At 66.5% G+C, this 26,663-nt stretch carries 25 protein-coding genes; 5 read left to right on the top strand and 20 right to left on the bottom strand.

The genetic code is table 11. The features are described from left to right. Positions 1–96: 96 nt before the first annotated feature. From ACSQ24_RS03280 to ACSQ24_RS03195, 18 genes are all read right to left on the bottom strand, one after another. Positions 97–1,056, bottom strand: a complete 960-nt coding sequence (locus tag ACSQ24_RS03280; RefSeq protein WP_436093302.1) for a catechol 2,3-dioxygenase — start codon at positions 1,054–1,056, stop codon at positions 97–99. Beyond that, positions 1,053–2,162: a 5-methyltetrahydropteroyltriglutamate--homocysteine S-methyltransferase gene (locus ACSQ24_RS03275; protein WP_436093301.1), complete on the bottom strand. Its 1,110-nt coding sequence runs from the start codon at positions 2,160–2,162 to the stop codon at positions 1,053–1,055. The genes ACSQ24_RS03280 and ACSQ24_RS03275 overlap by 4 nt, the downstream gene beginning before the upstream one ends. 31 nt (positions 2,163–2,193) lie before the next feature. Beyond that, complete coding sequence (locus tag ACSQ24_RS03270) at positions 2,194–2,901, bottom strand: ABC transporter ATP-binding protein (protein WP_436093300.1); 708 nt, start codon at positions 2,899–2,901, stop codon at positions 2,194–2,196. Continuing rightward, positions 2,894–3,646, bottom strand: a complete 753-nt coding sequence (locus tag ACSQ24_RS03265; protein ID WP_436093299.1) for an ABC transporter ATP-binding protein — start codon at positions 3,644–3,646, stop codon at positions 2,894–2,896. Before ACSQ24_RS03265 ends, ACSQ24_RS03270 begins: the two co-directional genes overlap by 8 nt. Next, complete coding sequence (locus tag ACSQ24_RS03260; RefSeq protein ID WP_436093298.1) at positions 3,643–4,650, bottom strand: branched-chain amino acid ABC transporter permease; 1,008 nt, start codon at positions 4,648–4,650, stop codon at positions 3,643–3,645. The genes ACSQ24_RS03265 and ACSQ24_RS03260 overlap by 4 nt, the downstream gene beginning before the upstream one ends. Then, complete coding sequence (locus ACSQ24_RS03255; RefSeq protein ID WP_436093297.1) at positions 4,647–5,504, bottom strand: branched-chain amino acid ABC transporter permease; 858 nt, start codon at positions 5,502–5,504, stop codon at positions 4,647–4,649. Before ACSQ24_RS03255 ends, ACSQ24_RS03260 begins: the two co-directional genes overlap by 4 nt. 21 nt (positions 5,505–5,525) lie before the next feature. Then, positions 5,526–6,698, bottom strand: a complete 1,173-nt coding sequence (locus ACSQ24_RS03250) for an ABC transporter substrate-binding protein (RefSeq protein ID WP_436093296.1) — start codon at positions 6,696–6,698, stop codon at positions 5,526–5,528. 58 nt (positions 6,699–6,756) lie between these two features. Further along, entirely contained in the window at positions 6,757–7,446 is a 690-nt protein-coding gene (locus tag ACSQ24_RS03245; protein ID WP_436093295.1) for a 4-carboxy-4-hydroxy-2-oxoadipate aldolase/oxaloacetate decarboxylase, read from the bottom strand. Next, positions 7,443–8,165 (bottom strand): PIG-L deacetylase family protein, encoded by a 723-nt coding sequence (locus tag ACSQ24_RS03240; RefSeq protein ID WP_436093294.1) that lies wholly within the window; start codon positions 8,163–8,165, stop codon positions 7,443–7,445. Before ACSQ24_RS03240 ends, ACSQ24_RS03245 begins: the two co-directional genes overlap by 4 nt. Positions 8,166–8,182: 17 nt before the next feature. Next, positions 8,183–9,265, bottom strand: a complete 1,083-nt coding sequence (locus ACSQ24_RS03235; RefSeq protein ID WP_436093293.1) for a 4-oxalomesaconate tautomerase — start codon at positions 9,263–9,265, stop codon at positions 8,183–8,185. A gap of 4 nt (positions 9,266–9,269) precedes the next feature. Further along, complete coding sequence (locus tag ACSQ24_RS03230) at positions 9,270–10,256, bottom strand: Bug family tripartite tricarboxylate transporter substrate binding protein (RefSeq protein WP_436093292.1); 987 nt, start codon at positions 10,254–10,256, stop codon at positions 9,270–9,272. Next, a complete protein-coding gene (locus ACSQ24_RS03225; RefSeq protein WP_436093291.1) occupies positions 10,256–11,086 on the bottom strand; it encodes a DUF1932 domain-containing protein in 831 nt (276 codons plus the stop codon). The genes ACSQ24_RS03230 and ACSQ24_RS03225 overlap by 1 nt, the downstream gene beginning before the upstream one ends. An 86-nt stretch (positions 11,087–11,172) precedes the next feature. Beyond that, entirely contained in the window at positions 11,173–12,093 is a 921-nt protein-coding gene (locus tag ACSQ24_RS03220) for a LysR family transcriptional regulator (protein WP_436093290.1), read from the bottom strand. A gap of 75 nt (positions 12,094–12,168) precedes the next feature. After that, entirely contained in the window at positions 12,169–12,870 is a 702-nt protein-coding gene (locus ACSQ24_RS03215) for an ABC transporter ATP-binding protein (protein WP_436093289.1), read from the bottom strand. Then, on the bottom strand, positions 12,857–13,642 hold the full coding sequence (locus ACSQ24_RS03210; protein WP_436093288.1) for an ABC transporter ATP-binding protein: 786 nt from the start codon (positions 13,640–13,642) through the stop codon (positions 12,857–12,859). Before ACSQ24_RS03210 ends, ACSQ24_RS03215 begins: the two co-directional genes overlap by 14 nt. Beyond that, the gene (locus ACSQ24_RS03205) at positions 13,642–14,595 is read right to left on the bottom strand and encodes a branched-chain amino acid ABC transporter permease (RefSeq protein ID WP_436093287.1); all 954 of its coding nucleotides are present in this window, start codon (positions 14,593–14,595) and stop codon (positions 13,642–13,644) included. Before ACSQ24_RS03205 ends, ACSQ24_RS03210 begins: the two co-directional genes overlap by 1 nt. A 1-nt stretch (position 14,596) precedes the next feature. After that, entirely contained in the window at positions 14,597–15,469 is an 873-nt protein-coding gene (locus ACSQ24_RS03200) for a branched-chain amino acid ABC transporter permease (RefSeq protein WP_436093286.1), read from the bottom strand. Between the two features lie 180 nt (positions 15,470–15,649). Continuing rightward, entirely contained in the window at positions 15,650–16,786 is a 1,137-nt protein-coding gene (locus ACSQ24_RS03195; protein WP_436093285.1) for an ABC transporter substrate-binding protein, read from the bottom strand. 238 nt (positions 16,787–17,024) lie between these two features. Here ACSQ24_RS03195 and paaG point away from each other — a divergent pair, with 238 nt between their 5' ends. The 4 genes from paaG to ACSQ24_RS03175 are packed head-to-tail and all read left to right on the top strand — an operon-like array spanning position 17,025 to position 20,200. Then, entirely contained in the window at positions 17,025–17,810 is a 786-nt protein-coding gene (gene paaG, locus ACSQ24_RS03190) for a 2-(1,2-epoxy-1,2-dihydrophenyl)acetyl-CoA isomerase PaaG (RefSeq protein ID WP_436093284.1), read from the top strand. Beyond that, positions 17,807–18,253 carry a hydroxyphenylacetyl-CoA thioesterase PaaI gene (gene paaI, locus ACSQ24_RS03185; RefSeq protein WP_436093283.1) on the top strand — a complete coding sequence of 149 codons (447 nt, stop codon included), beginning with the start codon at positions 17,807–17,809 and terminating at the stop codon, positions 18,251–18,253. The genes paaG and paaI overlap by 4 nt, the downstream gene beginning before the upstream one ends. A gap of 33 nt (positions 18,254–18,286) precedes the next feature. Next, positions 18,287–19,597 (top strand): phenylacetate--CoA ligase PaaK, encoded by a 1,311-nt coding sequence (gene paaK / locus ACSQ24_RS03180; RefSeq protein ID WP_436093282.1) that lies wholly within the window; start codon positions 18,287–18,289, stop codon positions 19,595–19,597. 6 nt (positions 19,598–19,603) lie between these two features. Next, positions 19,604–20,200, top strand: coding sequence for a TetR/AcrR family transcriptional regulator (locus ACSQ24_RS03175; protein WP_436093281.1), 597 nt, complete (start codon positions 19,604–19,606; stop codon positions 20,198–20,200). A 12-nt stretch (positions 20,201–20,212) separates the two neighbouring features. On the opposite strand, the gene ACSQ24_RS03170 is transcribed toward ACSQ24_RS03175, so the two are convergent. After that, positions 20,213–23,662: an indolepyruvate ferredoxin oxidoreductase family protein gene (locus ACSQ24_RS03170; RefSeq protein WP_436093280.1), complete on the bottom strand. Its 3,450-nt coding sequence runs from the start codon at positions 23,660–23,662 to the stop codon at positions 20,213–20,215. Between the two features lie 147 nt (positions 23,663–23,809). On the opposite strand from ACSQ24_RS03170, the gene ACSQ24_RS03165 reads away from it, so the two are divergent. Further along, positions 23,810–24,268 carry an Lrp/AsnC family transcriptional regulator gene (locus ACSQ24_RS03165; protein WP_436093279.1) on the top strand — a complete coding sequence of 153 codons (459 nt, stop codon included), beginning with the start codon at positions 23,810–23,812 and terminating at the stop codon, positions 24,266–24,268. Between the two features lie 285 nt (positions 24,269–24,553). On the opposite strand, the gene paaZ is transcribed toward ACSQ24_RS03165, so the two are convergent. Continuing rightward, complete coding sequence (paaZ, locus tag ACSQ24_RS03160; protein WP_436093278.1) at positions 24,554–26,614, bottom strand: phenylacetic acid degradation bifunctional protein PaaZ; 2,061 nt, start codon at positions 26,612–26,614, stop codon at positions 24,554–24,556. Positions 26,615–26,663: the final 49 nt, after the last annotated feature.

The raw sequence follows: 26,663 nt of genomic DNA, 5'->3' as shown, positions 1-26,663 counted from the left end.
ATCCATCGTAGAGTTCCGGCGCCCCTCGATGGATTCCGGAGCTGCGCGCCTTCGGCGCTTGTCCGGAATGACGGCTCAATGTGATCGAAACTGGCCCTACCCCTTCGCCACCGGCGGCGTGCCATGCGTGTGAAAACTCTCGATCGTCTTCAGCCCCCAGGCCTGGCCCTTCTTCCGCTCCTCTTCCGTCCAGGTCACCGTCTGCCAGTCCGGATCGAGGATCAGGCGGGCGCCGGCATTGGCGATCTCGACGCGGTTCCCGGCCGGCTCGTAGACATAGAGGAAGAAGGTCTGCTGCACCGCGTGCTTGTGCGGCCCGGTCTCGATGAAGACGCCGTTCTCCAGGAAGAGATCGGCCGCCTCCAGGATGTGCTCGCGCTGGTCGACCGCATAGGTGACGTGGTGGAAGCGCCCGCGCGCCGGCGTGTGGTCGCGGGTATACGCGATGTCGTAGCTCTTGTTGTTGACGGTGAACCAGCAGCCGCCGACCTCGCCTGAATCGAGCACGATCTGTTCGGTGACGCGGCTGCCGAGCGCCTTGGGCATGAAGTCGCGGATCGCCGCCACGTCCTGCGCCAGCAGGTTGAGATGGTCGAGCCGGCGCACGGCGCAGCCACGGCCATGGTTGCGCTGCGCCTGGTTCTTCAGGGCGGGCCGCTCCTTCTCAGGAGCGGCATATTTGTTGGTCTCGAAATAGATCTCGAAGACATGGTCGTCCGGGTCGCGGAAACGATAGGCCCGGCCATGACCGAGATCGCCCTCGGTCCAGCCGATGCCGCAGCCCATCGCCTCGATCGCCGCGACGCGCCGCAGCAGCGCTGCTTCGCTCGTGGCGCGATAGCCGATATGGCCGACACCCGTCGTCTGCGCCGCGGTGAGCTTCAGCGTATGGAACTCGTAATCGTCCCAGGCGCGTAAGTAGACGCTGTCGCCTTCCCGCCCGCTCTCCGTCAGCCCGAAGATATCGACGAAGAAGTCGAGGCTCTCTTGCGGCTTGTCGGTGAAGAGCTCGACATGGCCGAGATGGGCGATGTCGAAGCAGGGCTCCGTGCTCATCCCCAGACTTCCTTTGCGACCTCGAGGATGCGCGAGAGCTTGGCCCACTGTTCGTCCTCGGCCAGGACGTTGCCTTCCTCGGTCGAGGCGAAGCCGCATTGTGGCGAGAGACAAAGCTGCTCCAGCGGCGCGTACTTTGACGCCTCCTCGATCCGGCGCTTGAGATTATCCTTGCTCTCGATCTCGCCGAACTTCGAGGTCACCAGCCCGAGCACGACCTGTTTGTCGCCCTTGGGCAGGAAGCGCAGCGGCTCGAAGCCACCCGAGCGGTCGTCGTCCCACTCCATGAAATAGCCGTCGACATTGATCTCGTTGAAGACCATCTCGGCCACAGGCTCGTAACCGCCGGAGGCGATGAAGGTCGACTTGAAATTGCCGCGGCAGGTGTGGGTGGTGATCTGCATGTCGGCCGGCTTGGCCTTCAACGCCGCGTTGAGCACGTCGCGATAGATGAAGATCAATTGCTCCGGGTCGTCGCCGCGCTCGGCCAGCATCTTGCGCTGCTCGGGATCGCAGAAATAGGACAGGCTGGTGTCGTCGAGCTGGAGATAACGGCAGCCGGCATCGTAGAAGGCCCTGATCGCCTTGGCGTAGGCCTTGCCGAGATCGGCATAGTAATCCTCGACCTTGAGATAGGCGCTGGGATCGATCGCTTTGCGGCCGCCGCGATAATGCAGCATGGACGGGCTCGGGATCGTCATCTTCGGCACACGGTTGGTCGTCGAAGCCAGGAACTTGAAGTGGGCGAGATGCGGGTGGTCGTCCGGGAAGTCGAGCTTGCCGGTGACGCGGACCGCATGGCCCTTGGTGGTGACGCCCTTGAACTGGATGCCTGAATCGGTCTCGAAGCTGGTGACGCCGGTCAAGCCGTCGAGGAAGTCGAAATGCCAGAAGGCGCGGCGGAACTCGCCATCGGTCACCGCCTGCAGGCCGACCTCCTCCTGCTTGCGGACGAGCTTCCTAATCTCCTCATCCTCGATCGCTGTCAGCTCGGCCTGGCCGATCTCACCGGCCGCAAGCTTGGCGCGAGCCTCCTTGACCGGTGCGCTGCGCAGCAGGCTGCCGACCATGTCGCCGCGGAACGGCGGCTTCTGTCTCTGGCTCATGGCGTTTCCTTTCCTGTTTTCAGTCGATGGATCAGGCGGCGGCGAGGCCGAGATGGCGCTCGAGCCGCGAGGGATCGGCGAGGAGTTCGGCACTCCCTGCGGCAAGGACGACGCGGCCGCGCTCGAGCACGATCGCCTCGTCGGTGAGGTCGAGGATCTTGCGGGCGTGCTGCTCGATCACGATCGCCGACAACCCCTCCTCGCGAACCAGAAGCTTCAGGGCGCGCAGCAATTCCTCGACGATGATCGGCGCAAGGCCCTCGGTCGGCTCGTCGAGCAGCAACAGCCTGGGATTGAGCATCAGCGCCCGGCCGATCGCCAGCATCTGCTGCTCGCCGCCCGAGAGCTGGTTGCCGAGATTATTTTTCCGCTCGGCGAGGCGCGGGAACATCGCAAAGACGCGCTCCACCGTCCACGGGCCGGGCCTGGCCACGGCGGTCAGGTTCTCCAGCACGGTCAGCGACTTGAAGATATTGCGCTCTTGCGGCACCCAGCCGATGCCGGCATGGGCGCGCTCCTCCGGGGATGCCGCAGTGATGTCGCGCCCGGCGAACGCGATCCGGCCGCCGCGGCGCCGGGTGACGCCGATGATGCTGTTGACCAGGGTCGTCTTGCCGACGCCGTTGCGGCCGAGCAGCGCCAGAGAGCGCCCCTCGGCGAGCGAAAGGTCGATGTCGAACAGCACCTGGGCCTCGCCATAGCCGGCGCTGAGGTGCTCGACGGTGAGGAGTTCAGCCATGAGCGTGCTCCCCGAGATAAGCGGCGCGGACAGCCTGATCAGCGGCGATCTCGGCCGGCGTGCCGTCGGCAATCAGGCGGCCGTTGACCAGCACAGTGATCCGCGTCGCGAAGCGGAAGACGAGGTCCATGTCGTGCTCGATCAGCAGGACGGAGACATCCTCCGGCAAGCCGGCAACCATCGCCATCAATTCGCGCCGCTCGGCCTCGGGCACCCCCGCCGCCGGCTCGTCGAGCAAGAGCACGCTGGGCTTCGCTGCGAAGGCCGCCGCGATCTCGATCTGGCGCTGCTTGCCATAGGGCAAGGTCGCGATGCGCTCGTCCATGATGTCGTCGAGCTTGAAGCGGGCGAGGATCTCGGCCGTCTCGGCAACGAGCTCGCCATCCTGGTCGAGCGCGCGCAGGGACTGCCGGCCTCTACCGAGCCGCTCGGAGGTCACGAGCGCAATCATCTCGACCGGCGTCATGGTCGCAAAGAGCTGGTTGATCTGGAAGGTGCGCGCCAGCCCGCGCCCGACCCGGGCCTCGCGGGGCAGCGTGGTGATGTCCTCGCCCAGCAGCTCGACACGGCCGGAACTCGGGCGCAGCACGCCGGTCAGGAGATTGACGAAAGTGGTCTTGCCGGCGCCGTTCGGGCCGATCAGTGCGTGGCGGGCGCCCTTCTGGAGCGTGAAGTCGACATGGTCGGTTGCGGTGATGCCGCCGAAGCTCTTGGAGAGATTGAAGGTGCGCAGCGCCGCCGTCATGTCGGCGCCCCCCGGGTAAGGCGCCCGATCCGCAGCGCCACCGCCTTGATTCCGCCATGGATCAATTCGCGCCCGCCGAGCACGAACAGGACCAGGAACAGCCCGATCCAGAACATCCAGTATTGCGGCGTGAAGCTCGCGATCACGTCTTGCAGCAGCTTGAAGGCGACCGCGCCGATCAGCCCGCCATAGAGATAGCCGGCACCACCGATGATCAGGACGAGCATCAGGTCGGCCGAGCGATGGAAGGCGAGCACGTCGAGCGAGACGAATTGCGTGGTCTGGGCCAGCAGCGCCCCCGCCACACCGGCATAGGCTGCAGCCAGCGTGTAGACAGCGACGAGCCGCCAGTGCAGCGGTACGCCCGAGGCCGAGGCGCGCAAGGGATTGTCGCGGATCGCGCGTAATGACAGGCCGAAGGGCGACCCCGTGATGCGCCGCGCCAGCACGAACAGCACGAACAGCACGGCGAGCGAGTAGAGATAGGCGACCCGGCCGAAGATATCGAACTCGAACAGGCCGAGCACCGGGCCCATCACGATCCCCTGCAATCCATCGGCGCCGCCGGTGAGCCAGCCGAGCGAGTTCGCCAGTTCCCCCAGGATCAATGCGACGCCGAGCGTCACCATCAGCCGGGTCAGGTCGCTGCCGCGCAGGATCAGCGGGCTGGTGAGCAGGCCGAGCAGGCCGGCAGCGCCCATCCCGACAGCGAGGCCCGCCAGCGGATCGGCGCTGGCATGCTTGGCGAAGAGCCCGGCCGCATAGGCGCCGAAGCCGAAGAAGGCGGCATGGCCGAGCGAGACGATGCCGGCATAGCCGAGGATCAGGTCGAGCGAGACGGCAAAGAGCCCGAGGATCGCAATCTCGTTCAGGATCAGGAGCTGGCGCGGCAGCAGGAAGAAGGCCGCAACCGCCAGGACCCAGAACGTGATCTCAGCCGGATGCCAGCGGCGCGCGGCATAAAGCGAGCGCTGGACGCGCTTATCGACGCTGCCCTCGCTCATGCCCGGCCCCTCGCGAAGAGACCGTGCGGGCGGGTGATCAGCAGGACCACCATCAGCGCGTAGATGATGAAGGCGCCGAGCTGCGGCACGAGGTACTTGCCGGCGACATCGGCGACGCCCAGCAGCATCGCGGCGAGGAAAGGGCCGGAGATGGTCGAGGTGCCGCCGACGGTCACGACGATCAGGAAGTAGATCATGAACTTCAGCGGGAAGGTCGGATCGAGCCCCATCAGTTCGATGCCGAGCGCTCCGCCGAGACCCGCGAGGCCGGAGCCGAAGGCGAAGGTCAGCGCGAACAGCCGGTTGACGGGTATGCCGAGCCCGCGCGCCACCCTGGCATCGTCGACCGCGGCGCGTAGCCGGCTGCCGAAGCGCGTGCGGGTGAAGCCCCATTGCATCGCGAAGGCCAGGGCGCCGCAGAGCCCGATGATGAAGAGCCGGTAGCGGCCGACGCCGATGCCGGCGAGATCGAAGCGCCCGCTCAGCCAGGCCGGCAGATGCACGAATTGCTGGCTCGATCCCATCAGGTAGTCGGTGCCGGCGACCGCCATGAACACCAGCCCGATCGAGAACATCACCTGGTCGAGATGGCTCTTGGCGTACATCGGCCGGTAGACCAGCCGCTCCAGCACCAGCCCCGCGAGCGCAGCGGCGAGGAAAGCCGCCGGCAGCGCCCACAGGAACGGTAGCCCGAGCCGCTGCATCGCCAGCACGGTGACATAGCCGCCGAGCATGGCGAAGGCGCCATGGGCGAGATTGATGAAGTTCATCAATCCCATGGTCACGGACAGCCCGCAGGCCAGCACGAACAGGATCATGCCGTAGGCGACGCCGTCGAACAGGATGGTGAGCACGCCGGGTCCGCCTCGGCCGGCTTACTTCTTGGCCTTGGTCGGATCCTTGACGTTCGGGATCGTCTCGAACTCCTGATTGTAGAGCTCGCCGTTCACGCGCTCGACCTTGCGGATGTAGACGTTCTGGATGATGTCGCGCGTCTCGGGATCGATCGAAATCGGCCCGCGCGGGCTTACCCAGCTCATCCCCTTCATCGCGGTGACCAGTGCCTCGCCGCCCTCGCCCTTGGTCTTCTTCAGGCCCTCATAGAGCACATGCATGCCGTCATAGCCGCCGACCGCCATGAAGTTCGGGCGCATGCCGGGATTGGCCTTCTTGAAGCCCTCGACGAAGGCCTTGTTCTCCTTGCTGTCATGCGAGGCCGAATAATGCTGGGCGGTGATGACGCCGAGCGCGATGTCGCCCATGCCGTTGAGGATATCGTCATCGGTGAGGTCGCCGGTGCCGATCAGCTTGATGCCGCTCTTGTCGAGACCACGCTCGACGAACTGCTTCATGAACTGGGCGCCGACGCCGGACGGCACGAAGACCAGCAGCGCCTCCGGCTTGCTGTCGGCGACACGCTGCAGGAAGGGCGAGAAGTCCGGATTCTGCAGGGGCACGCGAATGTTCTCGACCTGGCCGCCGCCCGCCTTGAACGCTTCCGAGAACGAGCTCTCGACGTCATGGCCCGGGCCGTAATCGGAGACGATGGTGATGACGCGCTTGGTGCCCTGCTTGGCGATCCAGGTCCCGAATGGCGCGCCGATCTGCGGTACGACCTGGCTGGTGCGCACGACGAAGGGGGAGCGCTCGGTGATGATCGCGGTCGCCGCCGACATCACCACCATCGGCGTCTTCGCCTGCGTCGCCAAAGGCGCGGTGGCGAGCGCCAGCGGCGTCAGGCCGAAGCCGGCGATCGCGGTCACCTTGTCGTTGACGATGAGTTCCTGCGCGATGCGGCGGGTGACGTCGGCGGTGCCGGTATCGTCCTTCAGGATGAGCTCGATCTTCTTGCCGGCGACACTGGCGCCCTTCTCCTGAATGTAGAGATTGGCCGCCGCGGCGATCTGCCGTCCGGTCGAAGCGAACGGGCCCGTCATCGGCAGGATCAGGCCGATCTTGACCGCGTCCTGCGCCAGAGCCGCGCTGCTGACCGAGGCGGCCAGCGCCAGGCCGAGAGCACCTTTGAGAACCGTCCTGCGAATTGTCATGTCGTCGTTCCTCCCGAGAGTTGTGCCTGATCCCCGTTTTTCGGGGTTTTGCTTGGGCTCAGTCGTCTTCGTCGTCGCGATAGGTAAGGCCCGCCTTCGCGAGGCCCTCGCGCATAGCGTACATGTCCAGCCCGAGTTCGCCAGCAGCCAGGCGTCTACGCTTTTCGTCTTCATTGCCCTCGCGCTTGCGGCCGGCGGCGGCGACCGCCTCGGCGTCGCGCCGCGGCACCACCACCACCCCGTCATCGTCGGCGACGATCACGTCGCCGGGATGGATGAGCGCGCCGGCACAGACCACCGGCACATTGACCGAGCCGAGCGTCGCCTTGACCGTGCCCTTGGCCGAGATCGCTCGCGACCAGACCGGGAAACCCATCTCGGTGAGCGTGCGCACATCGCGCACCCCGGCATCGATGACGAGGCCGATGCCGCCGCGCGCCTTGAGCGAAGTCGCGAGCAGGTCGCCGAACATGCCGTCGCTGTTGTCGGCGGTGCAGGCGACGACGAGCACGTCGCCCGGCTGCACCTGCTCGATCGCGACATGGATCATCCAGTTGTCGCCGGGCTGGGCCAGCACGGTCACCGCCCCGCCGGCGATCTGCGCGCCGGCATAGATCGGCCGCATATAGGGCTTCAGCAGTCCGCTCCGGCCCATCGCCTCATGCGTTGTGGAGACGCCGAGCGCGGCGAGATCGGCCATCGCTGCGGCGGGAGCGCGCTTCTTCGTACGGATGACGACCGGGGTCATGCCAGCGTCTCCAGCGCTTCCGGAAAGAGCCGCTGATAGGCCTCGCCATAGGTCATCGCCTTGCCGGAATTCCGGCCGCCCTGCATGCCGCGGTTGAGCGCGACACGGGTGTAGTACTCCCAGAGGTGCTTCTGTGCCGCGAGGATCTCGAACGCCTTGCGCTTCAGCTCCCAGACCTCGTCGATGTTGAGGATGACGTTCGGCTTGAAGTTGCACTGCTCCGGCTGGTGCGGCTCGAACAGGAAAACCGGCGGGGCGGCATAAGCGCGATCCGGATCGGGCTTGTGCCCGGCCGCCTGCGCGATGATGCGCGCCTCCTGCGCAAAGCGCGCCGCCTCGGGATGATCGACATTATAGGGGTCTTCGAGCGCATGGGTCAGCACGAAGCTCGGCCCCAGTTCGTGGAAGATGTCGATGGCGCGCTCCAGCATCGGCTTGGTCGTGCGCAGCGGGTAGTCGCCGGCATCCATGAACTCGATCTCGGCGCCGAGCAGCGTAGCCGCCGCTTCCGCCTCTTCGCGGCGCTGCGCCTTGACCTCCTCCATACTGACCCCGGCCTTCTTCCAGGCGAACTGGCTCTCGCCGCGCTCGCCATAGGACAGGCAGAGGATCTTGACGCGCATGCCGCGTTTAGCGTGCAGCGCGATGGCCCCGCCCGCACGCCAGACGAAATCGCCGGGATGGGCGGTGATCACCAGACCTGTCTTCCGGGCGCTCATCGCAACGCGCTCCTCTCTCACAATCTACCGGCCGGCACTAAGGCCTGCCCTGTCATCAGGATGCGCGCGGTGCGCAACAGCCCTGCCCGCTCGACCACCGGCTGCTCCGCCGATCCGCCGACTGTCAGCGTCACCGTGAACTCGCCGGTCGGATGCTCGACGCAGAGCGAGCGCTCGCGCCCCTGCGGCATCATCACGACAGAGGCGGCCGGCGAGCCCGGCAGCACGGCGGCGGTCGCGACCGTCACCGCGGCGAAGACCCCGATCGAGGCATGGCACTCATGCGGAATGAAGCTGCGCGTTGAGATCGCTCCTCCCGCTTGTGGCGGCGCGACCAGCGCGATCTTCGGCACGACCTTCGTGGCGACGTCGCCGAGATTCATCAGCGGCCCGGCCGCAAGGCGGATGGCCTCGATGCGGGCCTTGAGCTCCATGTCCTCATTGAGCTCGTCGCGCGGCTCGTAACCGGTCCGGCCGACATCGACAGCACGCATCACGATCACCGGCATGCCGTTGTCGATCAGCGTGCAGGGCACGCCCTCGATCACGTCGACGACATTGCCGGTCGGCAGCAGCGTCCCGCAGACCGAGCCTTCGGCATCGAGGAAGCCGATATCGATCGGCGCCGAAGTCCCCGGCACGCCATCGATGCGCGCGTTCCCCTCGGCGCTCGCCTCGCCATCGGGCGTGTCCATGGTGAGATCGGCGATCGTGCCAGTGTTGATCGTCCGGACCCGCACCGTCGTGCGCACACCGCTCGCCTTGATCAGCCCGCGCGCCAGGGCGAACGGCCCGACCCCGGCGAGGATGTTGCCGCAGTTCGGCGTCGTATCGACCGAGGCCGTCTCGATCCCGACCTGCGCGAACAGGAAGTCGATATCGCAGCCCGGCTCGCTCGAAGGCGAGACGATCGCGACCTTGCTGGTCAAAGGATGGGCGCCGCCGAGGCCGTCGACCTGGCGCTTGTCGGGCGAGCCCATCACCGCAAGCAGGAAGGCGTCTCGCGCAGCGACATCCGCCGGCAGATCGTCGGCCAGGAAATAGGCGCCCTTGGAGGTGCCGCCGCGGATCAACATGCAGGGAACGGCGATCTGGCCCATCGTCTCACTCCGCCGCCTTGATGCCGGCATGGGTGATGACGTCGCGCCAGAGCGCCAGTTCCGAGGCGATCAGCCTGCCGAAGCCCTCGGGCGGTTCCGGCCGGGCGATGGCGCCGTCCTTGGCCAGGGTTGCAGCGAAATCGGGTTGGCCGAGCAGCGCGTTGATCTCGCGGTTGAGCCGCTCGACGATCCGTTGCGGCGTGCGCGCCGGCGCCACGAGCCCGTACCATTGCACCGCCTCGAAATCCGGCAGGCCGCTCTCGGACAGCGTCGGCAGATCGGGCGCGAAGCCGACGCGTTCGCGCCCGGCGACGCCGAGCACCCGAAGCTGCCCCCCTTCCGCGAGTGGCAGCACGGCTGGCCCGCCGGTCAGCGTGAACTGGATATTGCCGGCGACGATGTCGTTCACCGAGGGCGCCGTGCCGCGATAGGGCACATGCGTCGCTTCGATGCCGGCGCGGTGGCAGAAATAGGCCGTGGCGATATGGGCGGCGCTGCCCTGCCCGCCGGACGAGTAGTTCAGTTTGCCCGGGTTCGCCTTGGCGTAGGCGATGAATTCCGCGAGGGTTTTGGCCGGCAGCTTCGGGTTGATCGCCAGGATGTTCGGCAGCATGGCGACGAGCGCCACCGGCTGGAAATCCTTGACCGGGTCATAGGGCACATTGGCATAGAGCGAGGGCGCGAAGGCCAGCGTCCCGATATGGCCCATCATCAGCGTATGGCCGTCGGGATCGGCTTTTGCCACCTGCCCCGCCGCATTCATGCCGCCGGCGCCCGGCCGGTTCTCGATGACGAAGCCCTTGCCCGGAATGACCCGTTCGAGCTTGCTGGCGATCACCCGCGCCAGCACGTCGGTGCTGCCGCCGGGCGTGAACGGCACGACGATCCGGATCAGCTGGCTCGGCCAGTCCGATTGCGCCTGCACCGGCCCGAGTCCAGCGAAGCCGGCAAGCCCGAGGCCGGCGAGGACGGAGCGACGATCGAGCGTCATCATGTTCCCACCTTGCGACGGGCGCCGCGCTGCTGGGCATCGGCGATGGCGCCGGCGAGCCCCGGATGGAAGCCGGCCGCCGTCAGCATCTCGGCCGCCTCGCGCATTTCGGCGGCGCGGCGCACGCCATGGGTCGCGACGCGCTCGCGCATGTCGGCGGCAAGCGCATGGAAGTCGATCGATGGGAAGGTCGCGTGCAGGCTGGCGAAGACCGGGTCCTTGACGTCCCAAGCCTCGCAGGCAGCAGCGCAGTCGACCATCAGCGTCTCCAGCCCCTTGATAACGATGGAGCGGCAAAGCTTCATCGCCGAGGCCCGGCCATAGATCTCCGAGACCGGCGTCAGGTTCATGCCGAGTGCGTTCAGTGCATCGGACACGGCCTGCGCCGTCGGGCCACCGGAGAGGATCGCGACCTTGAGGCCCGGCTTCAGCACCGGTGCCATGACGGCGGCCTCGACATAGTCCGCGCCGCTCGCAACGATCGCCTGCGCCGCCCGCTGCTTGGTCGAGGGCGCCGCCGAATTGACGTCGACGAAAATCTGCCCCGGCTTCAGCCAGGTCGCCGCCTCACTCGCCACCGCCTCGGCCCGGTCGGCGGTGACGGCCGAGAAGACGAAAGCCGCGCCTGAGCAAGCCTCCTGCGCCGACGGCGCACAGACGACCCCGAGCTCCTGCGCCGCAGTTTCGAGGCGACTGCCGGCATCGCTGCCGAAGAGGAGGTCATAGGCGCGGATGGCGACGCCCTCATTGGCCAGAAGGCCGCGCGAAAAGCTCTGCCCGACCTCGCCAAAGCCGATAAATGCGATCGCTGCCGAATTGGCGCCTGCCATCGCTGGCCTCTCCTCACGCGTTTCATCCCGCCGCGAGGTTCGGCCAAAGCCATTCTGCCATCAAATGATAAGAATGCAGCGATTGATTACTTTTCTTCATCTCGCCGCAGCACGATGCTGCGCTTCAGGGCCTGGCTCAGGATCGAGATGAGATCGCGTGTCACCGGCCGCAACGGCACCGATTTGCGGGTGATGATGCCGAGCGTCCGGGTCACAGCCGGCGAGCGCAGCGGGATCGCGACCAGATCGCCGGCATCGACGACATCGAGCGCGAGCTGTGGCACCACGGCGTAACCGATGCGCGAGCGCACCAGGCTGACCGCGGTGACGACGCGTTGGACCTCGTAGCGCCAGGTCAGGGTTTCGCGGCGGGCGCCGAGTGCATCGTCGATCAGGATGCGGTTGCCGGTCTCGGCGCTGATCCGCACCAGCGGCTCGTCCTGCAATTGCGCCCAGGTCAGCGACGTCGCCTGCGCCAGCGGCATCGCGCGATGGCTGACCAGCACGAAGGGCTCCTTGACGACCGGCTTCAGCTCGAGATCCCAGCGATTGGCAGCAACGATGGTGACGCCGAATTCGGCTTCGCCGGACTGGACCTTGTCGGCGATCTCGGAGGCCGAATTGTCGTGGATCCTGACGCCGACACCGGGATGGCGCGCCGCGAAGGCGGCAATCACGCCGGGCATGCAATGCGCCGCCACCGTCGGCAGGCAACCGAGCGAGACCTGTTCGTCACCCTCGCGCAGCTCGACCCTGACCTCGTTGATGGCGAAGCCGAGGTCTTCGAAGATGCGCCGCGCCCGCGGCAGCAGCGTCGTGCCGGCCGCGGTCAGCGAGACCTGGCGCGTGGTCCGCAGGAACAACGGCGTACCGAGCGACTCTTCGAGCTTGCGGATGCGGTGGCTGAGCGCGGTCTGCGACAAGTTGAGATGCGAGGCGGCGGCGCGGAAGCTGCCGCGCTCGGCGATGCTGACGAAGGCCTGAAGTCCGAGCACATCCACGCGCATCGGACCACATAGCCTTCAGAACGCGATAAGGCCAACGGCCACAACAGAGCGTTGTCGATCGGGGCGAACGACGACTCAGATTCCCAGATAGGCCGCTCGGATGCGCGGGTCGGCGATCAGCTCGTCGGCGGCACCGCTGAAGACGATGCGGCCGGTTTCCATGACATAGCCGCGATCGGCGATCTGCAGGGCGGCATAGGCGTTCTGCTCGACCAGGAGGACGGTGACGCCGAGCGATTTCAGGGTCTTCACCACGTCGAGAATCTGAGCCACCAGGATCGGCGCGAGCCCCATGCTCGGTTCGTCGAGCAGCAGGCAGGCCGGCCGTGCCATCAGCGCGCGGCCTATCGCCAGCATCTGCTGCTGGCCGCCCGAGAGGCCGCCGGCCGAAAGATTGCGCTTCTCCTTCAGGATCGGGAACATGGCGAAGGCGTCGGCCATGTCGCGCTCGACCCGCTCGTCGGCGAAGAGATAGGCACCGAGCCGCAGGTTTTCCTCCACCGTCAGGTTGGTGAAGATCAGCCGGCCTTCCGGCGAATGCGAGAGACCGAGGCCGACGCGGCGATGGGCCGGAATCGACTTCAGCGCCTCGCCCCTAAAGATGATCGCGCCACCGCTCGCCGGCTGGACGCCGGAGATGCAGCGCAGCAGCGTCGTCTTGCCGGCGCCGTTGGCGCCGACGACCGTGACGATCTCGCCCGAGCCGACCTCGAGGTCGACGCCATGCAGGACCTCGATGCGGCCATAGCGCGAGCGCAGCCCTTCAACCGAGAGCATGGCCGGTCTCCGTGGCCTGCGTTCCGAGATAGGCTTCGATCACCCTGGGATCGCGCGACACCGTCGCCGGCGAGCCTTCGGCGATCTTCTCGCCACGGTCGAGGACGACGATGTGGTTGGAGATGCGCATCACCAGCTTCATGTCGTGCTCGACGAGCAGGACGGCGACGCCGGACCTGGCGACCTCGGCGATCAGATGATCGATCTCCTCGGTCTCGACCGCGTTGCAGCCGGCGGCAGGCTCGTCGAGCAGCAGGATGCGCGGCTCGAGCGCCAGCGCGCGGGCGATCTCGAGGCGCTTGAGCGCGCCGTAGGAGAGTGAGGAGGCTTCGTGCTCGGCGGCGCGCGCCAGGCCGACGCGCTCCAGCAACTCGCTCGCGCGCCCCTTCGTCACGGCACTGCGGAGACGCGAGGAGGGCAGGCAGAGAAGGTCGCTGAGGATCGCGCCCCGCTCCTTCAAATGGCAGCCCGTCATGACGTTCTCCAGCACGCTCATGCGCTGGAAGATCTGCAGGTTCTGGAAGGTGCGCGACAGGCCGCGTTCGGCGAGCCGGTTGGGCACCATGCCGGTGACGTCCCGGCCATCCAGCGTGATCTTGCCGCGCGCCGGCAGGTAGACGCCGGAGATCATGTTGAACAGCGTGGTCTTGCCGGCGCCGTTGGGGCCGATCACCGAAACGATCTCGCCCGGCGCGACCGCAAAGCCGACCTCGTCGACGGCACGAAGGCCGCCGAAATCGATGCCGAGGCCCTCGACCGAAAGGAGCGTCATCAGCCCCTCCCCTTCAGGCGGCGCATGAGCGAGGGCAGGAGCCCGTCGCGCATGAAGATCATCACCAGCATCATGATCAGGCCGAGGATGAGGTTCTCGTATTGCTGCAGCACGGTCAGCGCCTGCGGCAACAGTGTCAGCGTCGCCGCACCGAGTATGGCGCCCGGTACCGAACCGACGCCGCCGAACACCGTCATCGTCACCAGTTCGACCGAATGCAGGAAGCCGGCGACATCAGGCGTGATGAAGCGGTTCATCGATGCCAGCAGAGAGCCTGAGAGCGAAGCGTAGACGGCCGAGATCACGAAGGCCGACAGCTTCAGTCGGGCGACGTCGACGCCGACGGTGCGGGCCGCGATTTCAGAATCGTGCAAGGCGCGCAAGGCCCGGCCGGTCGGGCTGTCATGGAGGTTGAGCGCGATCCAGGCGCCCAACAGCATGGCGAGGCCGGTCGCGGCATACCAGAACTGCGCGTTGCTCAGCCCGATGCCGATGGCAGCCAACGCCCCACGCAGGCCGAGTTCGGCGACCTCGCGCCCGTCCGGCCCGCCGGTGATCTTCGCCTCGTTGGCGAGCACCATCGAGACGAGGATGCCGAAGCCGAGGGTGGCGACGGCAAGGTAATAGCCCTTGAGCCGCAGGATCGGCCGGCCGATCAGCCAGGCGACACCGCCGGACAGCCCGGCACCGAGCAGCATGGCGAGGCCGGGATGCAGGCCGAGATAGCCCGGCGCCAGCGCGCAGGCATAGGCGCCGATCCCGACGAAGCCGGCATGGCCGAGGCTGATCTGGCCGGCAAAGCCGGTCAGCACGACGAGGCCGGTGACCGCGAGCCCGTTCACGAAGATCAGCGCGCCGATGCGGTAATAGAAATTCGACGGGAAGAGCGCCGGCGCCAGCGCGATCAGCAGCGCCAGCACGATGAGGGTCAGGTGCTTGCGGGACAGGCGCATGTCAGACCCGGTCCATCGCCTTGCGGCCGAACAAGCCTTGCGGCATGGCGAACAGGACCGCGAGGATGACCACGAAGGCGACGGCGTCCTTGTAGACGGAGCTGACATAGCCGGCCGTGAACGCCTCGATCAGCCCGAGCAGCAGGCCGCCGGCCAGCGCACCAGCCGGGATGCCCATGCCGCCGAGCATGGCAGCGGCGAAGCCCTTCAGTGCGATCGCCACGCCAAGATCATAGCTCGTCAGGGTGATCGGCGTGACGAGCACGCCGGCCAGCGCGCCGATCGCAGCCGAGACCGCAAAGCTCAGCGTCATCATATGGTTCGGGTTGATGCCGACCAGGCTCGCGGCGATGCGGTTGTTGGCGGTGGCGAGCACGGCCTTGCCGGTCAGCGTATGAGCGAAGAACAGCCACAGGGCGAGGAAGATAGCGACGGCACCGGCGATGACCCAAAGGCTCTGCGGCAGGATCGTCGCGCCGAGGATGCGGATCGGATCGTCGCCGGAAAAGCTCGGAAAGCGGTGCAACTGCTTGTCGAAGACGAGCTGCGCGCCGCCGCGCAGGAAGATCGAGGCGCCAATCGTGATGATGATCAGGCTGGCGACGGGCGCGCCCCGCGCCGGCTCGATCGCCAGCTTGTTGAGCAGCACGCCGACGCTCGCGGTGGCGATGATGGCCAGGATCGCGGCGAGCGGCAGCGGAATACCGGCCTGCCAGGCGAAGAAGCTGATCATGCCACCCAGCATGACGAATTCGCCCTGGGCGAAGTTCACCACGTCGGAGGCGTTGTAGATCAGGGTGAAGCCGAGCGCGACGAGCGCATAGACCGCGCCGACCGTCACGCCCGACAACAGGTACTGGAGAAATTCCGCCACTTGATGCTCCAGGCTTTCCTCTCCCCTTGCGGGAAAAGGTGGCGCGCAGCGCCGGATGAGGGGTCGCGCAGGTTTTGAAAGCTCTGGGAAGGGCACCGCCGGGCTCACGATCAGCGTCGCGCGAGCCCTCACCCTAGCCCTCTCCCGCAAGGGGAGAGGGGATAGCGCGTGCCTTCCGCCTTACTGCACCAGTGCCCAGTCGCCGCGCTTGATCTCAAGCATCCGGAAGGCGGAGAGGTCGAGGCCGAGATGGTCGGTTGCGGCCATGTTGAAGGTGCCGGTCACGCCGACGAAGCCCTTGGTATTCTCGATCGCATCGCGGATCGCTTTCGGGTCGGCCTTGCCGGCGCGCTTGATGGCATCGACCAGCAGCCGCAGGCCGTCATGGGCGTAGCCGCCAAAGGTCGAGGGCGGCTGGTTGAACTTCGCCTCGTAGCTGGTCTTGTAGGCCGAAACGACCGCCTTTTGCGGGTCGCCGGCCGGCAGCAGACCAGCGACGAGAATGGCGGTGCCAGGCAGGCGCACGCCCTCCGAGGCCGGGCCGGCAAGGTCGATGAAGCTCTTCGAGGCGACGCCATGCGATTGGTAGAGCGGGGTCTTGATGCCGAGCTGGCCGTAATTGCGGGTCACGATTGCCGGGCCCTGGCCGAAGCCCGGGTTGAGGATCGCCTGCACCTCCGCCTTGGAGCGGATATTGGTGAGCTGCGGGGTCATGTCGGCGTCGTTCGGGCCGTAGGTCTCCTCGGCCAGCACCGTGATGCCGAACTCGCCGATGACCTGCAGGCACTGCTTGCGCATCGAGGCGCCAAAGCCGTCGGAGCCGGAGATCAGCGCGATCTTGGTGAAGGCCTTGGCCTTCATGTCCTCGAAGATCTTGCGGCAGGCCATGCGGTCGGTGTGCGGCGTCTTGAACACGAAGGGCTTGGGCGGGTCGACGATCTCGACCGCGCCAGCCAGCGAGATGAACGGGACCTTCGCATTCTCGACGACCGAGATGATCGACATGGTCGTGCCGGTGGTCGAACCGCCGACGATGGCGACGACCTCGTCATCCTCGACCAGGCGCGTGGCGAAGGTGCGCGCCTTGTTCGGGTCGCCGCCATCGTCATAGAGGAAAAGCTTGAGCTTCTGGCCGAGCACGCCGCCGGCGGCATTGATCTCGTCGACCAGCAGCTTAAGGGTCTTGGCCTCGGGGTCGCCGAGCGACGAGGCCGGCCCGGTCTCGGAGACCGAGGCGCCGATCTTGATGTCGGCGAAGGCTGGGCCCGTCAGACCAAGCGCCAGCGCGAGCGCGCTGCCGAAAACGTTGAGCTTCATTGTTTCCTCCGAGTGCCACGTATTTTTATGCAGTTCGTCGTCGCGCGGCTGAACCCTCAGAGCGCGGTCGTCGTCGTTCCCCGCACGGCGCGTTGGTTGAGCTTCAGACCAGGTTCACGACCCTTGCCTAAGACCAATTCGCGCCTTCGTTGGATTAATAATTGACCGACCGTTCGGACTATGCAAGGGATTTTTTGAAGCGACGGCCCAAAGCCGCGACTGCATGGGAGGAAAGCGCATGTCCGATACGGTCAAGGTAGCGCTGGCCGACGGCCTGCTCCGGCTGACGCTCAATCGCCCGGACAAGCTCAACTCGTTCAATGACGAGATGCACCTGGCTCTGCGTGCCGGCTTCCAGCGCGCGCATGACGAGAGCGACATCCGCGCGGTCCTGCTGACTGGCGCCGGCCGCGGCTTCTGTGCCGGCCAGGACCTCGGCGACCGCGACCCGCGCAAGGAAACCGCGCCGGATCTTGGCCGCACGATCGAGACCTTCTACAACCCGCTCATCCGGCTGATCCGCAGCCTCGACAAGCCGATCGTCTGCGCGGTCAACGGCGTGGCCGCCGGCGCCGGCGCCAATATCGCGATCGCCTGCGATATCGTTCTGGCGGCCCGCTCGGCGAAGTTCATCCAGGCCTTCTCCAAGATCGGGCTGGTTCCCGATTCGGGCGGCACCTGGAGCCTCGCGCAGCTGCTCGGCGAGGCCCGGGCCAAGGCGCTCGCCCTGACGGCGGAACCACTGACAGCGGAGACCGCCGCGGCCTGGGGCCTGATCTGGCGCGTCGTCGATGATGCCGATCTGGCGGCCGAAGCCGAGGCGCTCGGCAAGAAGCTCGCGGCTGGTCCGACCTTCGGGCTCGGCCTGATCAAGCAGGCCATTCAGGCCTCGGCCGGCAATACGCTCGATCAGCAGCTCGATCTCGAGCGCGACCTGCAGCGGCAGGCCGGGCGCAGCGCCGACTATGCCGAAGGTGTCCTCGCCTTCCTCGATAAGCGCCAGCCCGAGTTCACCGGACGATGAACCCAGACGTTTCCGACCCGGACGCGCTCGCCCGCGCCGTCGCCAAGGCGATGTGGGACAAGGACCTTGCCTCCCGCAGCCTCGGCATGAGCCTCGATGCAGCCGGCCCCGGCGAGGCGACGCTGTCCCTGACGGTCACGGCGGCGATGATCAACGGCCACAAGACCTGTCATGGCGGCTATATCTTCACCCTGGCGGACTCGGCCTTCGCCTTCGCCTGCAACAGCTACAATCAGAACACCGTGGCGCAGCACTGCTCGGTGACCTTCCTGCGCCCGGCCTTCGAGGGCGACCGGCTGACCGCCAGCGCCCGGGAGGTCTCGCGGATCGGCCGCGGCGGCATCTACGACATCACGGTGACGAACCAGAACGGCGAGCATGTCGCGGAGTTCCGCGGCCACTCCCGTACTATCAAGGGCATGCCGATACCCGCGCCAGGCTGAACGCGCCGGCCGACAAAAAAGCGGAGGAAACCTATGGAAGACCTTTCGCCCCGCCGGGGCGATCTCGACCCCATCGAAACCGCCTCGCGCGACGAGATTTCGGCGCTCCAGCTGACGCGATTGAAGACGACGCTCGAGCACGCTTATCGCAACTCGCCGCATTACAGCGCGCAATTCGACAAGGCCGGCGTGCATCCGGGTGACCTGAAGACGCTGTCGGACCTGTCGAAATTCCCGTTCACGGTGAAGCAGGACCTGCGCGACACCTACCCGTTCGGCATGTTCGCGGTGCCCCAGCAGAAAATCGTCCGCATCCATGCCTCCTCCGGCACCACTGGCAAGCCGACGGTCGTCGGCTATACGCAAAACGACATCGAGATGTGGGCGACCTGCGTCGCGCGCTCGATCCGGGCGGCGGGCGGCCGGGCCGGCGACATCTGCCATGTCGCCTATGGCTACGGCCTGTTCACCGGTGGCCTGGGCGCGCATTACGGCGCCGAGAAGCTCGGCTGCACGGTCATCCCGATCTCCGGCGGCATGACCGAGCGCCAGGTGACGCTGATACAGGACTTCAAGCCGCGCATCATCATGGTGACGCCGTCCTACATGCTGTCGATCCTCGACGAGTTCCGCCGTCAGGGCATCGATCCGCGTAGTTCCTCGCTGGCCGTCGGCATCTTCGGCGCCGAGCCCTGGACCAATGCGATGCGCGAAGAGATCCAGCAGGATTTCGACATGCATGCCGTCGACATCTACGGCCTGTCAGAGGTGATCGGCCCAGGCGTCGCCAGTGAATGCGTCGAGACCAAGGACGGTTTGCATATCTGGGAGGACCATTTCTATCCGGAGATCATCGACCCGGAGACCGGCGACGTCCTTCCCGATGGCGAGCTCGGCGAACTCGTCTTCACCTCGCTGACCAAGGAAGCGCTGCCGATCATCCGCTATCGCACCCGCGACCTGACGCGGCTTTTGCCCGGCACGGCGCGGGCGATGCGCCGGATCGAGAAGATCACCGGCCGCTGCGACGACATGATCATCCTGCGCGGCGTCAACATCTTCCCGACGCAGGTCGAGGAGCAGCTGTTGAAATGCGCTGGGCTCGCCCCGCATTTCCAGATCGAGCTCGTGCGCGCCGGCCGCATGGACGACATGGTCGTGCATGTCGAAGCCATGCCGAATGCCAGTGATGCGGCGGCGCGCACCGCATCCGGCAGGGAACTTGCACACCACATCAAAAGCGTGGTGGGAGTCAGCACCAAGGTGGTGGTGGGCGATCCTGATTCGGTCGAGCGTTCGGCTGGAAAGGCGAGGCGCGTCGTCGACAACAGGCCGAAAGGATAGCAGGCGATGGCCCGGACCAGGGCTGCCGACTTCGATGAGAAGCGGCGCAGCATACTCGACAGCGCCGCGGCCGTCTTCGCCAAACTCGGCATGGAGCGCGCCTCGATGGCGCAGATCGCCCAGGAGAACAACGTCTCCAAGGCGCTGCTCTACCACTATTACCCGAGCAAGGACCTGCTGATCTTCGATATCGGCCGCACCCATCTCGTCGAGTTGGAGGCGGCGATCATCGAGGCCGACCGGCCCGATCTCGAGCCCCGGGCAAGGCTGCGCCATCTGATCGGCGGTGTGCTCGAGAATTACCGCACCGCCTCGAACTTCCACCAGGTCCTGCTCAACGGCACCGGCTCACTCACCGAGACGCAGAGGCTGGAGCTGCGCGAGATGGAGCGCCGGATCGTCAAGGCGTTCTCGGACGTGCTGATCGACATCAACCCGGCGCTGGCCACGAACCGCGCCGGCGTGACGCCAGTGACCATGTCGCTCTTCGGCATCCTGAACTGGGTCTACACATGGTTCCGGCCGAGCGGCGCACTCAGCCGCGAAGGCTATGCCGACATGGTCACCGCACTGTTCTTGGACGGGGCCGGCGCGATAAAATAGCAACCGCGCCGATCAGGCAGCTTGCTTGGCATCAGGCATTGATGCCTCCTTCAGCAGCTTCTCCACGATCGCCTTGACCTGCAAGACCGCGGCCTCCTTCACCGGGCCGTAGCCGCGGATATCCATCGGCGCCTTGGCCAACGCCAGCAGCGTTTCCGGCGCTTGCGCGGGCAGCCGTGCCACGATGTCATCGACCAACTCTTCGTACCAACCGATCAGCGCGCGCTCCATCTTTCGCTCGGCCGTGTATCCGAAGATGTCGAAGGCCGTGCCGCGCAAGCCCTTGAGCCTGGCCATCAGCCGCAGCGGCGTCTGGATCCACTGACCAAAACGGCGCTTCAGCGGCCGTCCGCGCGCATCCTTATCGCCGCCGAGGAAAGGTGGGGCGAAATGGTAGTTGACCTTGAAGTCGCCGGCGAAGCTGCGCTTCAGCTCGTCGAGGAAGCCGGTCTGCATATGGAGGCGCGCAACCTCGTATTCGTCCTTGTAGGACATCAGCTTGAACAGCGAGCGGGCGACCGCGTCAGTGAGCGCCTCAGAGTCGAACGGCTTTTCCGCCGCTCGGACCTTGTCGACACCAGCCCGGTAACGCTCCGCCCAGGCCGCATCCTGATAATCCACGAGGAAGCGCTCGCGTCGGGCGATCACCTCGTCCAGGTTTTCCGTCTCGAAGGTGACCGAGGGTGGCGCAAAGGCGGCCGGATCGGCAGCCGCGAGCCGCCCGGCGGCGAAAGCCTGCCGATTGCGCTCGATCGCGACGCCGTTGAGTTCGATGGCGCGGTGCAGGGCCTCCAGCCCGACGGGAACCAACCCCTGCTGCCAGGCGTGACCGAGCATGACGATGTTGGCGAAGACGGCGTCGCCGAACAGGGTCTCGGCCAGCGCATTGGCGTCGATGGCACGAACGTTTTCCGGACCGGCCACCCGCTCGATTTCCTTCAGCCGGCGGCGTGTCGCGAGGTCCGCATCGCGCAGGCGCACGATGTCGCCCGTCGGCATCTCGGCCATGTTGACCAGCGCGCGCATGCCGGCTCGATAGGTCGCGGATGCCTTGGGCGAGGACGACACGACGATGTCGCAGCCGATCAGCGCATCCGCCGAACCGTTGTCGAGGCGAACCTGGTTGATCGCTTCGGGTGTTTCCGCAAGCCGCAGGAAAGACAGCACCGGCCCGAATTTCTGGGCGAAGCCGGTGAAGTCGAGCACTGAACTGCCCTTGCCTTCGAGATGGGCCGCCATGGCGATCAGCGCGCCGACCGTGACGACGCCGGTGCCACCGACGCCGGTGACGAGCAGGTCGTAAGGCCTGTCGAGTAACGGCAAGGCCGGCGCCGGCAGCAGCGCGGCGCGGCCGGCAAAGTCGTCTCCGCTTCCCTGCTTCTTTCTGCGAACGGCCCCCTCCACCGTCACGAAGCTCGGGCAGAAGCCGTCCAGGCAGGAGAAGTCCTTGTTGCAGTTGGAGAGGTTGATCTGCCGCTTGCGGCCGAACGGCGTCTCCTTCGGCTCGACGCTGAGGCAGTTCGACGCCACCGAACAATCGCCGCAGCCCTCACAGACGAGATCGTTGATATAGGCGAAGCGCTGCGGGTCGGCCATCGTGCCGCGCTTGCGCCGGCGGCGCTTCTCGGTGGCGCAGGCCTGCTCATAGATCAGCACCGAGACGCCCTTGATCTCGCGCAGTTCGCGCTGGAGCGCATCGAGCTCGCGGCGGTGGTGGATGGTCACGCCATGCGGCAGGCTGGCGGGCGCGAACTTTTCCGGCTGATCGGAGACCAGCGCAATGCGCAGGGCGCCCTCGGCGCGCACCTCCTGGGCGATGGCGTGCACGCTGATCGGCCCATCGACCGGCTGGCCGCCGGTCATGGCGACGGCGTCGTTGTACAGGATCTTGTAGGTGATGTTCGCTTTGGCGGCGACCGCCTGGCGGATCGCCATCGAGCCGGAATGGTAATAGGTGCCTTCGCCGAGATTCTGGAAGATGTGGCCCCGGCCGGTGAACAGCGAGGACGCCGCCCAGTTCACGCCTTCGCCGCCCATCTGGATCAGCGAGCTGGTCTCGCGGTCCATCCAGCTCGCCATGAAATGGCAGCCAATGCCGGCCAGCGCCTTCGAACCTTCGGGTACCTTGGTGGAGGTGTTGTGCGGGCAGCCGGAGCAGAAATAGGGCGTGCGGGTCGCGCCTGGCACCTGGATGAGGCGCCCGGACTCGGGGTTCAGCAGCGCGGCTCGCTCGGTCAGGCGCAGATCGGGGAACAGCGCGTCCAATCGCTTCGCCACGATCGGCGCGAGCAGGCGCGGCGACAACTCCCCGATCCACGAGATCAGGCGGTTGCCGTCCTCGTCGCGCTTGCCGACCATCGAATGCGGCTTGTCGCCGGGATAGTCGTAGAAATACTCCTTGAGCTGGCTCTCGATGATGCCGCGCTTTTCCTCGACGACGAGAATCTCCGCCTTGCCGCGCACGAACTCCAGCGCGGACCGACGCGCCAGCGGCCAGACCATGCCGACCTTGTAGATGTCGATGCCGTGCTCGCGGCAGGCCCGTTCGTCGAGGCCGAGCAGGCGCAGCGCCTCCATCAGGTCGAGATGCGCCTTGCCGGTGGTGACGATGCCGAAGGATGCGCCTGGAATGTCGTAGATGCGCCGGTCGATCGGGTTCGCCTCGGCGAAAGCGAAGACGGCCATCTTCTTGGCCTCCATGCGCTCCTCGATCTGCGGCCCCGGCAGGTCCGGCCAGCGATAGTGCAGGCCGGTAGCCGGCGGCGTGTAGTCGGGCTCCCTGAACAGCCGCGGCGCCGGCAATTCGACCGACTGGCCGCTCTCGACCGTTTCCGAGATCGCCTTGAAACCGACCCACATGCCGGAATAGCGCGACAGCGCGTAGCCATACTCGCCGAAAGCGAGATATTCGCCGACCGAGGCCGGATTCAGCGTCGGCATGAACCAGGCCATGAAGGCGACGTCGGACTGATGCGGCATAGAGGACGAGACGCAGCCATGGTCGTCGCCGGCGACCACCAGCACCCCGCCATGTGGCGACGAGCCATAGGCGTTGCCGTGCTTGAGCGCATCTCCGGCGCGATCGACGCCCGGGCCCTTGCCGTACCAGAGGCCGAAGACGCCCTGAACCGTCCTGTCCGGATTGGTCTCGACCTGCTGCGAACCGAGCACGGCGGTGGCAGCCAGATCCTCGTTGACAGCCGGCAGGAACTCGATGCCGTGCTGCTTGACCAACTCCGTCGCACGCCACAATTCGAGATCAACGCCACCGAGCGGCGAGCCACGGTAGCCTGAGATGAAACCGGCGGCATCTAGGCCGGCAGCGCGATCGCGCCGAGCCTGATCGAGCGCGATCCTGACCAGCGCCTGGGTGCCGGTCAGGAACACGCGCCCGGAGGTCCTGGTGTAGCGGTCACTCAGCGCATAGTCGGCAAGCTGGCGGGTCGACGCGATGTCGGCCATGGCATGGGCCTCCCGACAGGTTTCATTGAGAAGATTCTAAACTCGGCCGGTTGGAAAGAGTTGCCTGGTTTGCCGCTTGTCGTTGTCATTTCGGTAGATTTGACCGATGATGCGCTTAATTTGGGATAGTCCTTTCAGGGCAAGGCAATGGAGCTCACCGAACAGGACCGCAAGCTGATCACCCTGCTGCAGGCGGACGCCCGCATCTCCAATCAGGAGCTGGCAGAAGGCGCAGGCATGTCAGCTTCCGCCTGCTGGCGGCGGGTGCGGGCCCTGGAGGAAGCCGGCGTGATCGCGAGCTATCGCGCGATCGTCGATCCGGCCAGGGCCGGGCTCGCCTTCAGCGCGATGGTGCATGTCGCGCTGGTGCGCCATGAGGCCGACCACGTGACGACGTTCATCTCGCGCGTGGCGGCGCGGCCCGAGGTGCTGGAATGCTTCGCGACCACCGGCGAGGCCGACTATCACCTGCATGTCGTCTGCCGCGACAAGGACGCCTACAACGATTTCCTGGAGCATTTCCTGTTCAGGCTGCCGGGCATCGCCAATGTCCGCACCAACCTCGTGCTGAGGGAGATCAAGGTGCACGGGCCGGTGCCGGTCTGAGGCGCGAATTCCCTTCTCCCCCTTGCGGGAGAAGGTGGCGCGCAGCGCCGGATGAGTGATCGCGCAGGACTGTCCGTCATTCTCGGGCGAAGCGAAGCGTAGACCCGAGAATCTCATGACGAGAAGGCACAGATCGGAGCTTTTTCCGGCCTGAGATGCCCGGGTCAAGCCCGAGCATGACACGGCTAGCGTTGCGCGACCCCTCATCCGTCAGCGCTTCGCGCTGCCACCTTCTCCCGCAAGGGGAGAAGGGAAGTTGCGCCGTTCGCCAGAGGCGCGATCGGCTTACTGCGGCCAGCGCTTCGCCACCATGGTCAGCACGTCATATTGCGCCACGAGCTGAGCCTCCTGGTTGGTGACCGTGCAGTCCCAGCGCACCTCGCCGTACTCCTCGGTTTCGCGCGGATTGATCTGCTTGCAGGTCAGCGTCACCTGCAAAGTGTCGCCCGGATTGACCGGCGTCAGGAAGCGCAGCGCGTCGACACCGTAATTGGCGAGGACCGGGCCTGGCGCCGGGTCGACGAACAGGCCGGCCGCGAACGACACGATCAGGTAGCCATGCGCGACGCGGCCGTCGAAGAACGGGTTCGCCTTGGCGGCCTCCTCGTCCATATGGGCGTAGAAGGTGTCGCCGGTGAAATGGGCGAAATGCTCGATGTCTTCCAGCGTCACCATGCGCGAAGCCGTGACGAGCTGGTCGCCGATCTCCAGCTCGGCCAGTGACTTGCGGAAGGGGTGGATGCCGTCCTGCCGCGCCTTCGCGCCCTGCATCCAGCGGCCGGTGACCTCCGACAGCAGCCAGGGCGCGCCTTGGACGGCAGTCCGCTGCATGTAGTGCTTGACGGCGCGCATGCCGCCGAGTTCTTCGCCGCCGCCGGCGCGGCCGGGACCACCATGGACCAACACCGGCAAAGGCGAGCCATGGCCGGTCGAAGATTTGGCGCTGACGCGGTTGCCGAGCATGACGCGGCCATGCCAGGGCCCGAGCGCCTGCACGGCTTCGCGCGCGAAGGCGGCGTCGTTGGTGAAGACCGAGGCGACGAGGCTGCCCCTGCCGCGCCGCGCGAGCTCCGCGGCCTCCTCGGCCGTCTCATAGGGGATGATCGTGCTCACCGGCCCGAAGGCCTCGACGTCGTGGATAGCCTTGGCGGCGCCCGGCTTGTCGCAATAGAGCAGCACGGGGCTGAGGAAGGCGCCCGCCTCGGCATCGCCTGAGGTCAGAGTGGCGCGGGCGGGGTCGCCGGCGACGATCTCGGCCTCGCCACGCAGTTCGGCGATGCGGGCGCGGACCTCGTCGCGCTGGGCCAGGCTGGCGAGCGGGCCCATCCGCGTCGCCTCCTCGGCGGGATTGCCGAGCGCGGTCTTGGCCAGGCGGTCACCGAGCGCCTTGATCAGCGGCTCGATGGACGCCCGCGGCGCGATCACGCGGCGGATCGCCGTGCATTTCTGCCCAGCCTTCACCGTCATTTCGCGGGCGACCTCCCTGACGAAGAGATCGAACTCCTCGGTCCCCGCCACCGCGTCAGGCCCGAGGATGGCGGCGTTGAGCGAATCCGCCTCCATGGTGAAGCGCACCGAGTGCTCGATGATCGCCTTGTGCGCCCGGAGCTTGCGGCCGGTGGCGGCCGAGCCGGTGAAGGTCACGACGTCCTGGCAATCGACATGGTCGAGCAGATCGCCGACCGAGCCGCTGATCAATTGCAGCGCGCCCTTCGGCAGGATGCCGGTCGCGATGATCCTGCGCACCATAAGCTCGGTCAGATAGGCGGTCTGGCTCGCCGGCTTGACGATCGCCGGCATGCCGGCGAGCAGCGTCGGCGCCAGCTTTTCCAGCATGCCCCAGCATGGGAAGTTGAAGGCGTTGATATGGATCGCGACGCCTTCCAGCGGCGTCAGGATGTGCTGCCCAGAGAAGCTGTTGTCGCGCGACAGCAGCTCGACATCGCCATCGACGAGGGTGCGCGTGTTCGGCAATTCGCGCCGGCCCTTCGAGGCGAAGGACAGCAAGGTGCCGATGCCGCCCTCGATATCGATCCAGCTATCGGTGCGCGTCGCGCCGGTGGCGGTGGAGATGGCGTAGAACTCCTCCTTCGCCTCCATCAGTGCCTGGCCGAGCGCCTTCAGCATCAGGGCCCGCTCATGGAAGCTGAGCTTGCGCAGCGCCGACCCGCCGGCCTCGCGGCCATGATACAGCGCGCGCTTCATGTCGATGCCGCCGGCATCGATCAGCGCGACCTCCGCACCGGTCGCGGCATCGAGCAACGGCACGGCCTTGCCGGCGCCGCGGACCCATTCTCCGGCGATGTAGGATTCAAGCTGGCGGACGGTCTTCACTGGCGCATTCATCCCTTGAGATCCCTTGTCGATCGCGGTGCGCGGCTTGTCGCCGTCGTCG

Source organism: Allobosea sp. LjRoot237, assembly GCF_964253285.1.
GTDB lineage: Bacteria > Pseudomonadota > Alphaproteobacteria > Rhizobiales > Beijerinckiaceae > Allobosea.
The sequence above is the reverse complement of the archived record's forward strand: the minus strand, read 5'-3'. Positions and strand labels throughout refer to the sequence as shown.

What these genes read in the sequence shown, in the direction of transcription:
- ACSQ24_RS03280 (WP_436093302.1), bottom strand. Translation starts at nt 1,056, where the DNA reads ATGAGCACGGAGCCCTGCTTCGACATCGCCCATCTCGGCCATGTCGAG.
- ACSQ24_RS03275 (WP_436093301.1), bottom strand. Translation starts at nt 2,162, where the DNA reads ATGAGCCAGAGACAGAAGCCGCCGTTCCGCGGCGACATGGTCGGCAGC.
- ACSQ24_RS03270 (WP_436093300.1), bottom strand. Translation starts at nt 2,901, where the DNA reads ATGGCTGAACTCCTCACCGTCGAGCACCTCAGCGCCGGCTATGGCGAG.
- ACSQ24_RS03265 (WP_436093299.1), bottom strand. Translation starts at nt 3,646, where the DNA reads ATGACGGCGGCGCTGCGCACCTTCAATCTCTCCAAGAGCTTCGGCGGC.
- ACSQ24_RS03260 (WP_436093298.1), bottom strand. Translation starts at nt 4,650, where the DNA reads ATGAGCGAGGGCAGCGTCGATAAGCGCGTCCAGCGCTCGCTTTATGCC.
- ACSQ24_RS03250 (WP_436093296.1), bottom strand. Translation starts at nt 6,698, where the DNA reads ATGACAATTCGCAGGACGGTTCTCAAAGGTGCTCTCGGCCTGGCGCTG.
- ACSQ24_RS03245 (WP_436093295.1), bottom strand. Translation starts at nt 7,446, where the DNA reads ATGACCCCGGTCGTCATCCGTACGAAGAAGCGCGCTCCCGCCGCAGCG.
- ACSQ24_RS03240 (WP_436093294.1), bottom strand. Translation starts at nt 8,165, where the DNA reads ATGAGCGCCCGGAAGACAGGTCTGGTGATCACCGCCCATCCCGGCGAT.
- ACSQ24_RS03235 (WP_436093293.1), bottom strand. Translation starts at nt 9,265, where the DNA reads ATGGGCCAGATCGCCGTTCCCTGCATGTTGATCCGCGGCGGCACCTCC.
- ACSQ24_RS03230 (WP_436093292.1), bottom strand. Translation starts at nt 10,256, where the DNA reads ATGACGCTCGATCGTCGCTCCGTCCTCGCCGGCCTCGGGCTTGCCGGC.
- ACSQ24_RS03225 (WP_436093291.1), bottom strand. Translation starts at nt 11,086, where the DNA reads ATGGCAGGCGCCAATTCGGCAGCGATCGCATTTATCGGCTTTGGCGAG.
- ACSQ24_RS03220 (WP_436093290.1), bottom strand. Translation starts at nt 12,093, where the DNA reads ATGCGCGTGGATGTGCTCGGACTTCAGGCCTTCGTCAGCATCGCCGAG.
- ACSQ24_RS03215 (WP_436093289.1), bottom strand. Translation starts at nt 12,870, where the DNA reads ATGCTCTCGGTTGAAGGGCTGCGCTCGCGCTATGGCCGCATCGAGGTC.
- ACSQ24_RS03210 (WP_436093288.1), bottom strand. Translation starts at nt 13,642, where the DNA reads ATGACGCTCCTTTCGGTCGAGGGCCTCGGCATCGATTTCGGCGGCCTT.
- ACSQ24_RS03205 (WP_436093287.1), bottom strand. Translation starts at nt 14,595, where the DNA reads ATGCGCCTGTCCCGCAAGCACCTGACCCTCATCGTGCTGGCGCTGCTG.
- ACSQ24_RS03195 (WP_436093285.1), bottom strand. Translation starts at nt 16,786, where the DNA reads ATGAAGCTCAACGTTTTCGGCAGCGCGCTCGCGCTGGCGCTTGGTCTG.
- paaG (WP_436093284.1), top strand. Translation starts at nt 17,025, where the DNA reads ATGTCCGATACGGTCAAGGTAGCGCTGGCCGACGGCCTGCTCCGGCTG.
- paaI (WP_436093283.1), top strand. Translation starts at nt 17,807, where the DNA reads ATGAACCCAGACGTTTCCGACCCGGACGCGCTCGCCCGCGCCGTCGCC.
- paaK (WP_436093282.1), top strand. Translation starts at nt 18,287, where the DNA reads ATGGAAGACCTTTCGCCCCGCCGGGGCGATCTCGACCCCATCGAAACC.
- ACSQ24_RS03175 (WP_436093281.1), top strand. Translation starts at nt 19,604, where the DNA reads ATGGCCCGGACCAGGGCTGCCGACTTCGATGAGAAGCGGCGCAGCATA.
- ACSQ24_RS03170 (WP_436093280.1), bottom strand. Translation starts at nt 23,662, where the DNA reads ATGGCCGACATCGCGTCGACCCGCCAGCTTGCCGACTATGCGCTGAGT.
- ACSQ24_RS03165 (WP_436093279.1), top strand. Translation starts at nt 23,810, where the DNA reads ATGGAGCTCACCGAACAGGACCGCAAGCTGATCACCCTGCTGCAGGCG.
- paaZ (WP_436093278.1), bottom strand. Translation starts at nt 26,614, where the DNA reads ATGAATGCGCCAGTGAAGACCGTCCGCCAGCTTGAATCCTACATCGCC.